This window comes from Rhodococcus sp. R1101 (genome assembly GCF_000278445.1).
In the GTDB taxonomy this organism is placed as follows: Bacteria; Actinomycetota; Actinomycetes; order Mycobacteriales; family Mycobacteriaceae; genus Rhodococcus; species Rhodococcus gordoniae.
On the sequence record NZ_AJVB01000060.1, the window covers coordinates 1 to 13,631 of the forward strand.

A 13,631-nucleotide genomic window follows, 5' to 3' on the forward strand; every position below is an offset into this window, starting at 1 on the left:
GTCATCATTCCGGGCTTCCTGGTGATAGGCGTTGTGGCAGTGCAGCGCCCATTGGCCGGGGTTGTCGGTATCGAATTCGATCTCGACGGTGCGCATCGGCCCGATGGTGACGGTGTCCTTGCGCAGTCCGGTGTCGGTGAGCGCGAAGGTGTGGCCGTGCAGGTGCATGGGGTGGAACATGTCCGACATGTTGCGCATCCGCATGCGCACCCGTTGTCCTTGGTTGACGTTCAGCGGTGCGCCGGCGGGATGAGCGCGGCCGTTGAGGGTCCAGCGGTACGGCGACATGGTCCCGCCCATGTCCACGCTGTGATACAGGTCGTGATCACGCTCGGCCAGACGCACATACTCCCGGGGCGCAAGGTCGGTGCCGAGCAGCACCCGCCGGTCCAGTTCATCGGGGCGGGGTTGTGGCGGCAACTCGCCGGCGGCGGTGCGCACCACGGCCTGTCCGTACCCGGTCTTGCCTTCGGCCTGGGCGAACAGGGGAAACACCCCGTCGCCCAGGGTGACCAGCACGTCGAAACGCTCACCCATGCCGATCAGCAGTGCGTCGGTGTCCTGCGGTACGACCGGGAAACCGTCGGTGTGGGTGACCGTCATCCGGTGACCGCCCAGTGCGACGCGGAAGGCGGTGTCGGCGCCGGCGTTGACGAACCGGATCCGTGCCCGTTGTCCGGGTGCGGCGGTCAGGACCATCGGATCGTCGGGTACACGCCCACCGACGAGGAAATGGGGATAGCTCACGTCCCCGGCGCCCCCGAGCAGCGGCGAGAGCATGGTTTCCTCCCCCATGTCCATACCGCCCATGTCCATGGCGCCGTGGTCCATCCCGCCCGTCGTGGTGTCACCGTTGCTGGTATCGGCACCGATACCGAGCTCGCGGGCCACATCCTCAGGGGTACGTCCGGTGCCGTCGAGCCAGTCGTCGAGCACCACGATCCACTCGTGCTCGTACGCACCCGGATCGGCCGGATCATCGACGATCAGTGCGCCGTAGAGCCCGCGGTCGAGTTGCAGACCGGAATGGGAGTGATAGAAGTACGTGCCCGCATGAGGGACGGTGAACTCGTAGACGAACCGCCCTTCGGCGGCGATGGGGTCCTGGGTCAGCCCGGGAACCCCGTCCATGTCGTTGCTCAATGCCAACCCGTGCCAGTGCACACTCGTCTCCACCGGCAGCTGGTTGTCCACCTCCACCCGCAGCAGATCCCCGGCACGGGCGCGGATCAGCGGCCCCGGCACCTGGTCGTCATATGCCCAGGTGGACACGATGTGTCCTCCGAGATCCACCTCGACCGGACGCGGCGCCAACCGGGCCGAGATCACCTGCTGGCCCGGGGAGCGGCGCTGCTGCTCGAGACGACGTACCACCGGTGACGTGGCGGACACCGGCACGCCGGTCGCGGCCCCCGACGGGGAACAGCCCGCCAGAACCCCGACGCCGGTCAGCATCGAGCCGATCAGGAAGGCTCGGCGGGGAACCCTAACCACGGGCCTGCTCCTGCTGCTCGCCGGTCGAGGCGGCGCCACCGGGCTGCGTCAACGTCCGCCGGCGGGACACGAATTCATCGGAGGTGATATCGCCACGGGCGAAACGCCTTTCGAGCATCCGCAGTGGATCGTCCTGCTGCTCGGTGTGAGCAGGACCTTCTGCTCGATCGGTGCGGAACAGGGTAGCCACCAGATAGATCGCCACCGCCCAGAACACGAGCGTGCACACCGTCATGGCGGTCCATCCCGCCCACCCGATGTCACCGACCCAGCCCATCATGGTCGCCTCCATCCCTCGGTTTCGTACCTTCAGCGTCGGGCATCCACCCCACGGGTTCGGTGGAGGTCGTATGAAGATTTGCTCAAGAAACCCGCCGCGGCGCCGACTCCTGGACGGTGCCGGCGATGGTGGACACCATGACGTCCTCTTCCGCTCGCCCACCCGCATCCGGCAGCGACCCGACGACGCCGGTGCGCCCCTCGACCGGTCTGCGGTCGATGATTGTCGAGGACGAACCGTCTTTGGCGAATCTGGTGGGCGCTTCTCGTTGCGCGTCGTCGGATTCCATTACACCGAAGACAATGCCGGATCGGCGTGCTACATCCATCGCCACGACTTTCCGGCGCATCGAGACCCTCCGCGCGACTCGCAGTGGCAGATCGTCAGCGCGGCGCCCGTCGGTGGAACCGACGGCCGCTCGTGGGCCCGTCACACTCCGTGCCGGTTCCGCGACACCGTGCAGCCCCTGTCCGCTTTCCTCTCCGCATCGCCATCTCAGGTGAGGAGCAGAAAGATGGACGGCGTCTCGTCACTCCGGCATATGGTCGTCGAGTTCGAGAGCAACTGCCCGTGTGAGAGCGTCCTCGGCGGGGAGCGCAGCCTGCTCGGCGGGCGAGAGGTCGTAGCGCGATACCGCGATCGGCTGCGTGGTGCCGGCGAGGGCGTACCGGACGACGGACTCGTTCTTGTCCGCGACGAGGAGCATCCCGACCGTGGGCTGGTGCTGCGGTCTGCGCAACCGATCCTCGACCAGCGCGACGTAGAAGCCGAGTTGGCCGGCATCACGAGGGTCGAACTTGGTGGTCTTGAGTTCGATGACCACGTACCGGAGCTGTTCGACGTGGAAGAACAGCAAATCGACGAAGAAGTCGTCGCCCTCGACATCGAAGTGGACCTGACGACCGACGAACGCGAACCCGGGGCCGAGCTCACGCAGAGTGTCGATGATGCGCTCGACGAGCCGATCCTCGAGCTGGCGCTCGGCGGCGTCCCCGTCGATGGCGAGGAACTCGAGCGTGAACGGATCCTTGGTGATCTGCTGAGCCAGCTCGGAGTCGGGGCGTTCGAGAGCGCGCGGAAAGTTCGACGGTGCCGCCCCCTCCCGCGCGTGCAGGTTCGTCTTGATCTGGTGAGCCAGCACGGGACGACTCCAGCCGTGTGCGACGTCCTTGGCGCTGTACCACTCGCGTAACTCGACGTCCTCGAGCTTGTCGAGCAACTCGATGACATGCCCCCACGGCAATTGGCCAACGGGTCGTTGGCCGATTGCCGCCGGGTCGGGCCAGGCCTCAGCGAACCTGCGCATGTACTTGAGGTTGGCCGGGGAGAATCCCTTTACTCCGGGAAACTCGGTGCGCAGATCCTCCGAGAGCCGGGACAGGACTTTGCTGCCCCAGGGAGCTGTCTTCTGTCGCTCGATGATCGTCGCTCCGATCTGCCAGTAGAGCCGGAGCAGTTCGGTGTTCACCCGGCGCTGGGCCACGTAGCGTGCTCGATGCACGAGCCGTTTGATGCTCTCGAGCGTATCGGCGTACTCGGACGGGACGGGAGACGACATTCCTCGACGCTAACGGACCGAACCGACCCTCCGTCCTCCTGGGAGGGCGAGCCCACAGAGATGTTGCCGGGTACCTGGCGGGGAGGCTGTCGCCGATGTGGCGATGTTGCACATCGGCTACTCGGAGACCGCACCGATGTGGTGGGCGAGCTCGTCGTAGTCGACCTGCCGCAGCGCCGGGGCGCCGGTGACGCGGCCTCGACACAGTAGGCCTCGGACCGTGTCGTCACCGCGGCAGTAGGCGGTATTCGGCACACCGATCCTCGATCGAGGTCGTTCGGCCGAGCGCTGCAACGCTCCGGCGGTAGGCGCACATTCAGGCGTAGTGGCAGGCAGGTCCGGTCATCGTCCCGCTCGCTCCAGCACCCTGCGTGCTTGCCGAGCGACCGCTTCGTCGATCAAGAATCCGGCTTCATCCACAGCAACACCGGACTCCGCCGCCTTCAGGCCGGCCAGCACGGCACGGGCCTTGCCTACCTCCTCCGAGGACGGTGTGAACACTCGACGAACCGGGGCGAGCTGCGCCGGGTGGATGCACGCCCGCCCGACGAATCCGAGGCGCGCGAGGGCGCGCGTATCCGCTTCCAGGGCGTCGCTGTCACGGAAATTGCGTGACACCGCGGCAGGGGGCGGATCGATTCCTGCCGCCACACCCGCAGCGATGACTCGGCTGCGTGCGAACAACAGCGCCGTCCCGTCGTCGTCGACCTCGACACCGAGGTCTGCGGCCAGGTCGACTTCTCCGAGTTGCAGAAACCGCATTCGGGGCGCACGAGCGATGGCCGGTGCGGCGAACACGCCGGCAGCGGTCTCGATCAGCGCGGATACCGCAGCATCGGGACAGAGCTCTGCCAGGAGGCCATCGACCTGTTCGACGTCGTGTGCGGATCCCACCTTCGGCAGCCACACCCCCGTCAGCCGCGGGTGCGCGACCGCACGGATGTCCGCCTCCTGCAGCGCTCCCGGGTTCACACGCACCCATACCTCCACGGAACCGGGGGCGAGCGCAGCGATCCACCGAGCTACCGTTTCACGCGCGAGCACCTTTCGATCAGCGGCGACCGCGTCCTCGAGGTCGAGCACGATCGCGTCGGCACCCGAGGCGAGTGCCTTGTCGAAACGCTCCGGACGATCACCCGGGACGTACAGGTAGGTCAACGCCACGCTCATCCGATGACCCCGGAACCGGAGACCAGCGCCTTGGCTATGACGGTCCGCATGATGTCGTTGGTGCCCTCGCCGATCGACATGAGAGGTGCGTCGCGGTACAACCGCTCGACGACGAACTCCGTCGAGTATCCGTAGCCGCCATGGATACGCATCGCTTCGAGGCTCGCGGTGATGGCCGTCTCGGAGGCGAAGTACTTCGCCATGCCGGCCTCCATGTCGACTCTCTTACCCGAGTCTGCCTGCGAAGCCGCCCAATACGTCATCAGCCGGGCGGCCTGCAGGTGGGTGGCGATGTCCGCCAGCTTGAGCTGGATCGCCTGGAAGTCCGCGATCGGCTGCCCGAACGCGGTGCGCTCTCGCGCGTAGGACAGCGCTGCGTCATAGGCGGCCTGGGCGATACCGACGCTACGGCCGGCGATGTTGAGCCTACCGATTTCCAGGCCCGACAGGGCCTGCTGCAGACCACGCCCTTCTGTTCCGCCGAGCAATGCGTCGGCCGGCACCCGAATGTCGTCGAGGAGGATCTCGCAGGACTCGGTGCCCTTGTACCCCAGTTTGCCGAGATCCCGTTGCACCTCGAAACCTGGAAGCGTGGTGTCGATCAGCAGGATGCTCATGCCTTTGTGTGCCGGTTCCGCGGACGGGTCGGTCTTCACCAGAACCGGGAGGACGTTCGCGTGCCGGGCGTTGGTGATCCACGTCTTGGCGCCGCTGACGATGTAGTGATCGCCGTCGCGGCGCGCCGTCGTTCGGATTCCCTGCAGGTCCGTGCCCGCGCCGGGCTCGGTGAGTCCGATCCCGGTCCGCCACTCCCCCGTGGCCAGCTTCGGCAGCAGGGCCTGCTTCTGTTCCTCGGTGCCGTGGCGGTTGATCATCCAGCAGGACAGATTGTGGCTGCCGAGAATGCCGGCGATGCCCATCCAACCGCGGGCCAGTTCCTCGTACACGAGTGTGAACGACACCTTGTCGAGGTCGATACCGCCGTACTCCTCGGGCGTGGTGATGCCGAACAGTCCCATGGCCTTCATGTGTTCGACGATCTCGGTGGGATATCGTCCCGATTTCTCCCACTCGTTGGCGACGGGAACGATCTCTTTGTCCACGAAGTGACGTAACGCCTTTCGGAACGCCAGTTGCTGCTCGTCGAAGGTGAAATCCATGATGGCTCCTGGGATATTCGGTGCACAGGTGGTCAGTGCAGGGGTGCGGGCGCGATGCGGGCCGCGAGATCGAGGACGGCGGTCAGATCCGGCTCGTCGGCAAGCCCGAAGATTCGGTCGGCGAGCTCCGGGGCACAGGGATGATCACCGCAGTTGGCGATGAACTTGGCGAGCAACTGCTGATCGTCGAGGGGGAACGCGGCGGTACCACGGCTACCTGCGACGCGTCCCTCGAGTACACGTCCGTCGTCGAGAGTGACGATCGCATGTCCGGGTGCCGACGCCGCCGGACCCTCGGTCGGGGCTTCGACGACACGGACCGTGCGAGCGGTCGCGAGCACCGAGTCACGGGCGATCGACGCGCCGGTGTAGGTCGCGACATCGATACGTCCGTCGTGCACGAGCGCAGCGACACTCCACGGAAGGTCGAACTTGCCGTCGTAGGTGCTGCGCGGTGCGGCCACACCGGCGTTCGGACCACATACGATCGGCACGGAATCCGGATGAACGTGCACCTCGATATCGGCCACCTGCGCGGGGTCCACACTCCCAACGCTCAGAGCCGCCGTGACCGCGTCGAGAGTGACATGCATGAGCTGGCAACTCGGGTAGGGCTTGATACCGATGCGGGTCGCTTCCCAATCGGTGCCCAATCCGTCCGTCAACATCGTGAGGTCGGCGGGTCGCTCCGACATCGACGCATACACACCCCGGCGTCCTTCGAGCACCGACGCCGGGCCGCTGGCGCCCGCAGCAGCCAACCGGGCTGCGAGGATCCCGCCCAGTGTGGCCGAGCCGGGATGCAGCGCCTTGGTGTCGGCGTCGGTATCGAGGAACTCGAGCAGCCCTCCACTCGACGAGCCCGCGACACCGAGAGCGTGCACCAGCACCGGAACCGGCAGCCCGGTCAGCTTGCCCGCGACAAGCGCCGCGGCGAACGGGCCGACCACGGCTGTCGCATGGAGGCCACGTCCGTGGAAACCGTGAGGACTGGCGGCCCCGAGCCGGCACGCCGTCTCCAGTCCGATCGCAGCAGCGGTGAGAACGTCCGCTCCCGTGGCTCGAACCTGTTGTCCGACAGCCAATGCTGCAGGAACGGACACCGCAGTGGCGTGGACGAGGGCACCGGCATGGGTGTCGTCGAAGTCCAATGCGTGCACCAGCACCGCGGTCGCCATACCTGCCGCCGGAGCGGAGATCGCCCGCGTCCCGGTCAGCGGCCTGGCTTCGGCCGGACCGCCGAGCGCATCGGCGACCGTCCATGCCGCTCGCCCGTATCCGAGGCGTTGCGCGGCGACGGCGTTACCGACCCCGTCGAGAAGATGTCGCGCGACAGCGTGCCGGACATTCTCGGACAGGTCCGCGGCGGTCAGGCCGTGGGCCCATCGGGCGAGGACCGACGACGTCACGCCCGAGCCTCGCTCGTTTGTTTGCCGAAGGCACCTTGGCCGGTCAGCTCCGCAACGCGTTCGGTGCTGTAGCCGAGGTCGCGGACGATCTCGTCGAAATGTTCGTTGCGTAGCGGAGCACGCCGGTACTGCATCGGCTCGGAACCGAACCGGACCGGGGAGGCGACTTGGCGCACCGTACCGAAGGTGGGGTGTTCGGTCTCGACGAGGAGGCCTCGTGCACGGGTGTGCGGTTCGGTGAGAGCTTGGGCGACGTCGTTGATCGGGCCCGACGGCACACCGGCCGGCTGCAGGCGCGAGAGCCAGTAGTCCACCGGCTGCGTAGCGAAGGTCTGCTCGAGAATGGGGAGGAGTTCGTCTTGGTGCTCCCCGCGCAGTGCGAAGTTCGCGAAGCGTGGATCGGCGCCCAGGTCGGGTCTGTCGATCGCGACGACGAGGCGTTCCCAGAACTTCTCCTTGGCGCAGCCGACGACGAGCCAGCCGTCGCTGGCCTCGAATGCCTGGAACGGTACGAGGGAGGGATGCGCCGAGTTCTTGGTGCGCACCGGTTCGAAGCCGGCGTTCAGATGCCAGGTGGCCGGGTAGGTGAGCAGCGACATCGCGGTGTCGTAGAGCGAGACGTCGCAGTCTCCGCCGATGCCGTCCCGTTTGGCGGCGTGGAGTCCGGACAGCAGGCTGATCGCGGCGACGAAGCCGCCCGAGTAGTCCACGAGCGAGAGCCCGGATTTGGTGGGAGGTCCTTCGGGGTCACCGGTGACGCTCATCCATCCCGCGAGTCCTTGCAGAATGTAGTCGTATCCGGGTTCTTCGGCGCGCGGGCCGGTCATGCCGAAGCCGGTGAGGCTGCAGCAGACGATGGCCGGATTGAGGTGTTTGAGGTCGTCGTAGGTGATGCCGATTTTCGCCGGTACATCGCCGCGGAGGTTGGAGTAGACGGCGTCGCTGGTGCGGACGAGGTCTTCGAACACTGCGCGACCGGCCGGTGACGACAGGTCGAGCGAAAGGCTGCGCTTGTTGCGGTTGAAGGTTTCGAAGAACAGTGAGTCCTCGCCGTCGTTGTAGGGCGGGACGTAACGTCCGACGTCGCCCCCGACGTTGGGGTCTTCGATCTTGATCACGTCGGCACCGAGGTCGGCGAGGTGGACACTGCCGAACGGGCCCGCCCCGTACTGCTCGAGCGAGATGATGCGGACGTCCTGGAGTGGTTTCACGACAGCGCCCCTTCCGGGTCGGCGGGTGCCGGCAGTTGCAGCGGTCCGCTCTTGGCTTCGGGGAAGTAGTTCTGGCCGATTCCGCTCTCGCGGGTTGCGACCATGACCGACCGTTTCCACGAGATGACTTCCGTGCCATCTTGATTCAGTCCGCGGGTGATCATGGATACGATTCCCGCATAGGGTCGGGATTCGGACCGGCGCAGTCCTGTGCAGATGCTCTCCGCGTAGATGGTGTCCCCTACGTATACCGGGTGCGACATCTTGATATCGGTGAACGCGAGGTTCGAGATGGCGTTCTGGCTCATGTCGAGCACCGAAATACCCAGTACCACAGCGACTGTCAGGCCGGAATTGACGATGACCTTACCGTCGGTGATGGGGTTCTGCGCTGCGAGATGAGCGTTGAAGTGGTTCTGGTTGGTGTTCATCGACAGCAACGTGATCCACGTGTTGTCGGCTTCGGAGACCGTGCGCCCGATGGGGTGCTGGTAGATGTCCCCTACAACATAGTCCTCGAAGAATCGGCCGAGAACAGCCTGATGCACTGCCACCGTGTCTCCTCACATCAGTTCGGCGAGTACGTTCCTTCGAACAATACATCAGACATTTGGAGGGTCAATAGGGCAGAGCGAGGCAATTATCGTCAAATCTGCAACCTTCATCCGCCTAAAAAGCAGATGTTTTATCTCTAGTCCGGACCGCGTCGATCCATCCGGCGATACGAATCACCCAAGTTGTCCAGATGCCGACGCATCAGATCCATCGCCGCCATGGAGTCTCCGGCGGCGACCACATCGAGGATCGCGCGGTGATCGTGATCGACACACTGCCAGAACCCCTCCGGGGCATGCTCGCGCCCGAATCTGCTCGACAGCACCCGGAACACCGGCGCAGTGATCAATTCGAGCAACGGATTGTCGGTCGCCCGCAGAAGAACCAGGTGGAACTGCTGATTCTTCGCGAACGTCTCGGGCCCCTGCAGACTGTGCGGGTCGAAGATCGACGCTTCGAGTTGCTCGAGGTGCTCGTCGGTCCGGCGGAACGCGGCCATGCCCGCCGCCGGCACCTCCATGAGGTTCCGCACTTCCATCAACTGTGCGACGGTGACCGTTTCCGCTGCCGCCATCAAAGCCACACCCGTCTCGAGATGCGCACTGATGTGCCCGACACTCGGCGCGGCGACGAAACTCCCCCCGGTGACACCGCGGGTCGTCGTGATCAAGTTCTGGCTCGCCAGCGAACGCAGGGCCTCACGGATCGTGCTGCGGCCGACACCGAATTCGGCGGTCAGCTCGGCTTCCCCGGGCAACCGGGCACCGGGTTGCAACTCACCGGACAAGATTCGGGTGCGCAGATGCTCCGCGAGGACCGCATAGGCAGGTCCGTTCTTGACGGGTGCGTCCCCGGTCGTCGATTCGGTCACGAGCGTCGACTCTTCTCTCTCGAAAGCTGCGGTGAACGGCCCGAGCCTAACCCGACATTGCGGCCGGGGTAGGTCACCACGCACCCGTCCCATACCCGCTAATCATCCGCTCTTTAGGCGCAATTTCCAAGGATCTGACCTGAGCATGCCGGGATTCGAGGCAGATTCGCACCGAAAACATCTGAGGTATTGATTTCTCGAGCGCCCTCAAGCACGATGACCTACATCACCCCTCCCGGTGACCCCCCACCCCAGACTTCGGACCGCCGTACGGCTTGGTCGTCCCCTCCGCTCCTCGCGGGCACCGAAAGATTGGAAGTACTGATGAAGAGAATCGGAGTCGACGTCGGCGGCACGTTCACCGACCTCGTGCTGTGGGACGACGACGGCACCGTAGTGGTCCACAAGACTCCGTCGACGAACCACGACCCGTCCATCGGAACCATGGACGGCATCGAGGTCCTCGCCGAACGCGCCGGCATCGACCCATCCGACATCGACATGTTCTTCCACGGCACCACCGTCGCCACCAACATCGTGCTCGAACACAACGGGTGCAACGTCGGCATGATCACGACCGAAGGCTTCCGCGACCTGCTGCACATCGCCCGCAAGAAGCGCCCCCTCAACTACTCGAACTATCAGGACCTTCCCTGGCAGAAGTGGCAATTGGTCCCGCGCCGCAACCGCCGGGTCGTGCCCGAGCGGATCGACGCCGCCGGCAACGTCCTCACACCGCTCGACGAAGACGCGGTGCGCCGAGAAGTTCGCCTGCTCCGTGAACGCGGAGTCGACGCCATCGCCGTCGCCTTTCTGCACTCCTATCGCAACCCCACACACGAAAAACGCGTCAAGGACATCATTCTCGAGGAGTACCCCGAGGTGTTCATCTCGCTCTCCAGCGAGGTCGCCCCGCAGTACCGCGAATACGAACGCTTCTCCACCGCGGCACTCAACGCCTTCATCGGACCGAAGACCTCGCGCTACATCGCCAGCCTGGCACAGAAGGCTGCCGCAGCGCAGGTCGGCGACGACGTGCACCTGATGACCTCCGCCGGTGGTCTCGTCACCTCGCGCAGCGCCAGCGAACAGCCGGTCTCGCTGCTGACCAGCGGCGTGGTCGCCGGACTGCTGGGTGGATGCGCCATCGGCAAGGCCTCCGGATTCCCGAGCGTCATCACACTCGACGTGGGCGGAACCTCCGCCGACATCGGCGTGGCACCGAACGGCGCTCTCCGAATGAAGCACCTCCTCGACACCCGCATCGGCGACTACCACGCCATGGTGCCGATGGCCGAGGTCGACACGATCGGCGCCGGCGGCGGTTCCATCGCCATGGTCGACGAAGGCGGCATGTTCCGGGTCGGGCCCCGAAGCGCCGGCGCATTCCCCGGACCCGCCTGCTACGCCCGCGGCGGCACCGAACCGACCTCGACCGACGCCATGGTCATGATGGGCTGGCTGCGCAAGGACAGTTTCCTGTCCGGCACCATGAAGGTCGAACCCGAGCTGGCCCGCACCGCGATCCGGACCCACATCGCCGACAAGCTCGGAACCGGCGTGGACGAAGCCGCGATGGGGATCTTCAAGATCCTCGCCCACTCGATGACCGAAGCGATCAGCCTCCACTCGGTACGCAAAGGCTACGATCCGCGCGACTTCTCGCTCATCGCCGAGGGCGGCGCCGGTCCCCTCTTCGCGTGGCAGATCGCCGACCAACTCGGTATTCCGCGTGTCGTCGTGCCCGGGCACCCCGGCATCACCTCCGCGGTCGGCCTGCTGACCACCGACATCCGGTACGAAATCCCTACCACGGTGTGGACGTCTTCCGCGGACGCGGATCTGAACCTGCTGCGGACCCAGATGGACCGGCTCTCCCGCGAGGCCATCGCTCAACTCGAAGCCGACGGCGTTCCCGCCGAGAACATCTCGCTCGAACGTAGTGTGGATTGCCGCTATGTCGGTCAGGGCTACGAACTGCGGGTCCCGGCACCCGACGGCGAGATCGACGACGTCTGGGTCAAGACCGTCTCCGAGGCCTTTCACGAGGCACACGGGCGGACCTACTCCCAGCGTTTCGACGACAAGCCGGTGCAGCTGATCAACATCCGCGTCACCGGTGTCGGCGCCGTACCGCACGTCCGTATCACCGAGATCGACACAGGCACCGCCGACGGTTCCGCGGCGATCAAGACCATGACCCGCGCATTGTTCTGGCGCGACGAAACAGCCGCGCCGCAGTGGATCGACACCCCCGTCTACGACCGCTCGCTTCTCCTGGCCGGCAACACCATCGAAGGCCCCGCCATCGTCGAGCAGTTCGATTCCACGACCATCATCGGCATGAATCAGCACGCCACCGTCGACGCGGTCGGCCACATCATCATCGAGAGGAAGCCCGCATGAGCAAGACCCTGATGCCCAAAACCGGCGTATCGCTCGCGGGCGAATCCCACCGTACGTGGAACGACGTGGAGGTCGACCCGATCACCCTGCGCGTCATCGGCGGTGCACTGCAGTCCATGGCCAAGGAGATGGCGCAGGTCCTCTACCGCATGGCCTACTCGAGCCTGATCCGCGAATCCGAAGATCTCGGCGCCGGCATCTTCGACATCAACGGCCGCGAACTGTGCGAATCGGATTCGACACCGATGCACTGCGGTTCGATCCCCGCCTACATCCGGGGCGTCAACCGTAGACTCGCCGGCACCTACCGGCCCGGCGATGTCGTCCTGCACAACCATCCGTATCACGGTGCAGCCCACTCCCCCGATTACGGCGTGATCATCCCGATCTTCTGGGAGGGCGAACACATCGGATTCGCCGGATGCACCGGACACGTATCCGATGTCGGCGGCAACTTCCCCGGCCTGTGCATGGACGTCGTCGACGTCTGGGCCGAGGGCAAACTCATGGATTCGATGAAGATCTATGACGCGGGAGTCCGCAACGATTATCTCATCCAGCACATCCTCGACAACGTCCGCACACCCGAACAGAACCGAGGCGATCTCGAAGCACTCATCGCCTGCGCGCGCATCGGTGAGAAGCGATTCGTCGAACTGCTCGAGAAGTACGGCCTCGACACCGTCATGAGCGCCAGTGAACGGTGGATGGACTACTCGGAGAACATGCTTCGAAGCCGAATCCGCGAGATCCCGGACGGCAGCTACGAAGCACCTGTCGGCTATCTGGACGACGACGGAAAGAACCGCGGTGTCCCCCTCAAGGTCGCCGTGCGCGTGCAGGTCGAGGGAGAAGACATCCTCATCGACCTCACCGGTTCCAACGACCAGGTCCCCACCGCCTTCAACGTGCCCTTCGAAGGATCCGTCCTCCCTGTCGCAGTCGCCGCGATCCGCACCATCCTGCTCGACGAAGACCTGACCGAGGAATTCGTCCCCCAGAACGACGGTTGCTTCCGCCCGGTGAAGGCATACGCACCCGAGGGAACGATCTTCAACCCGGACTTCCCGGCATCGTGTTTCGCGCGGTTCTCCCAGGTGAACCGAATCTTCGACTCCATCAACCTCGCCCTGGCACCCGTGCTCCCCGACCACGCGATCGCCGGGTCGTCGGCAGCACTGTGCGCCATCGCCTACTCCGGTGTCGCCGAAGACGGCGAATCCTATTGGGTCTACATCGAAATCAACGAAGGCTCGTACGGCGGACGTAACGGCAAGGACGGCATGGACGCCGTCGACTCGCTCATGGCCAACACCCGCAACAACCCCATCGAAGAACTCGAACTCAACCACGCCATGCGTGCCCTCCGATACGAACTCCGCGACGAAGCTCCTGCCCCCGGCCAATGGCGAGGCGGCATCGGCAGTGTCCGCAAATGGCTCATGGAGACCGATACCTTCCTCGGATCCGAAGCCGACAACCGCTCCGACCCGCCCGCCGGAGCGCTCGGTGGCCAC

13 protein-coding genes are annotated in these 13,631 nt (G+C 65.3%); 2 read left to right on the plus strand and 11 right to left on the minus strand.

Annotation, left to right across the window (positions count from 1 at the left end):
* The 11 genes from R1101_RS0106830 to R1101_RS0106880 form a co-directional block, all read right to left on the minus strand.
* A partial coding sequence (locus tag R1101_RS0106830; RefSeq protein ID WP_037222370.1) for a multicopper oxidase family protein occupies positions 1-1,494 on the minus strand: 1,494 nt, incomplete at its 3' end.
* Positions 1,487-1,786, minus strand: a complete 300-nt coding sequence (locus tag R1101_RS0106835) for an SHOCT domain-containing protein (RefSeq protein ID WP_016932713.1) — start codon at positions 1,784-1,786, stop codon at positions 1,487-1,489. The genes R1101_RS0106830 and R1101_RS0106835, both read right to left, overlap by 8 nt.
* A gap of 70 nt (positions 1,787-1,856) precedes the next feature.
* Positions 1,857-2,063, minus strand: coding sequence for a hypothetical protein (locus R1101_RS30115; RefSeq protein ID WP_016932714.1), 207 nt, complete (start codon positions 2,061-2,063; stop codon positions 1,857-1,859).
* A gap of 240 nt (positions 2,064-2,303) precedes the next feature.
* Entirely contained in the window at positions 2,304-3,332 is a 1,029-nt protein-coding gene (locus R1101_RS0106845; RefSeq protein WP_016932715.1) for a PDDEXK nuclease domain-containing protein, read from the minus strand.
* A gap of 117 nt (positions 3,333-3,449) precedes the next feature.
* Positions 3,450-3,587: a hypothetical protein gene (locus tag R1101_RS30120; protein ID WP_016932716.1), complete on the minus strand. Its 138-nt coding sequence runs from the start codon at positions 3,585-3,587 to the stop codon at positions 3,450-3,452.
* 87 nt (positions 3,588-3,674) lie between these two features.
* Positions 3,675-4,502, minus strand: coding sequence for an HpcH/HpaI aldolase/citrate lyase family protein (locus tag R1101_RS0106855; RefSeq protein WP_016932717.1), 828 nt, complete (start codon positions 4,500-4,502; stop codon positions 3,675-3,677).
* Positions 4,499-5,662 (minus strand): acyl-CoA dehydrogenase family protein, encoded by a 1,164-nt coding sequence (locus tag R1101_RS0106860; RefSeq protein WP_016932718.1) that lies wholly within the window; start codon positions 5,660-5,662, stop codon positions 4,499-4,501. The genes R1101_RS0106855 and R1101_RS0106860 overlap by 4 nt, the downstream gene beginning before the upstream one ends.
* A gap of 32 nt (positions 5,663-5,694) precedes the next feature.
* Positions 5,695-7,071, minus strand: a complete 1,377-nt coding sequence (locus R1101_RS0106865; RefSeq protein ID WP_016932719.1) for an MmgE/PrpD family protein — start codon at positions 7,069-7,071, stop codon at positions 5,695-5,697.
* The gene (locus R1101_RS0106870) at positions 7,068-8,282 is read right to left on the minus strand and encodes a CaiB/BaiF CoA transferase family protein (protein ID WP_016932720.1); all 1,215 of its coding nucleotides are present in this window, start codon (positions 8,280-8,282) and stop codon (positions 7,068-7,070) included. Before R1101_RS0106870 ends, R1101_RS0106865 begins: the two co-directional genes overlap by 4 nt.
* Positions 8,279-8,836 (minus strand): MaoC family dehydratase, encoded by a 558-nt coding sequence (locus tag R1101_RS0106875; protein ID WP_016932721.1) that lies wholly within the window; start codon positions 8,834-8,836, stop codon positions 8,279-8,281. The genes R1101_RS0106870 and R1101_RS0106875 overlap by 4 nt, the downstream gene beginning before the upstream one ends.
* A gap of 137 nt (positions 8,837-8,973) precedes the next feature.
* Entirely contained in the window at positions 8,974-9,708 is a 735-nt protein-coding gene (locus R1101_RS0106880; RefSeq protein ID WP_016932722.1) for a FadR/GntR family transcriptional regulator, read from the minus strand.
* Between the two features lie 324 nt (positions 9,709-10,032).
* On the opposite strand from R1101_RS0106880, the gene R1101_RS0106885 reads away from it, so the two are divergent.
* Positions 10,033-12,114 carry a hydantoinase/oxoprolinase family protein gene (locus R1101_RS0106885; RefSeq protein WP_016932723.1) on the plus strand — a complete coding sequence of 694 codons (2,082 nt, stop codon included), beginning with the start codon at positions 10,033-10,035 and terminating at the stop codon, positions 12,112-12,114.
* On the plus strand, positions 12,111-13,631 hold a 1,521-nt coding region (locus R1101_RS0106890), incomplete at its 3' end, for a hydantoinase B/oxoprolinase family protein (RefSeq protein ID WP_016932724.1). The genes R1101_RS0106885 and R1101_RS0106890, both read left to right, overlap by 4 nt.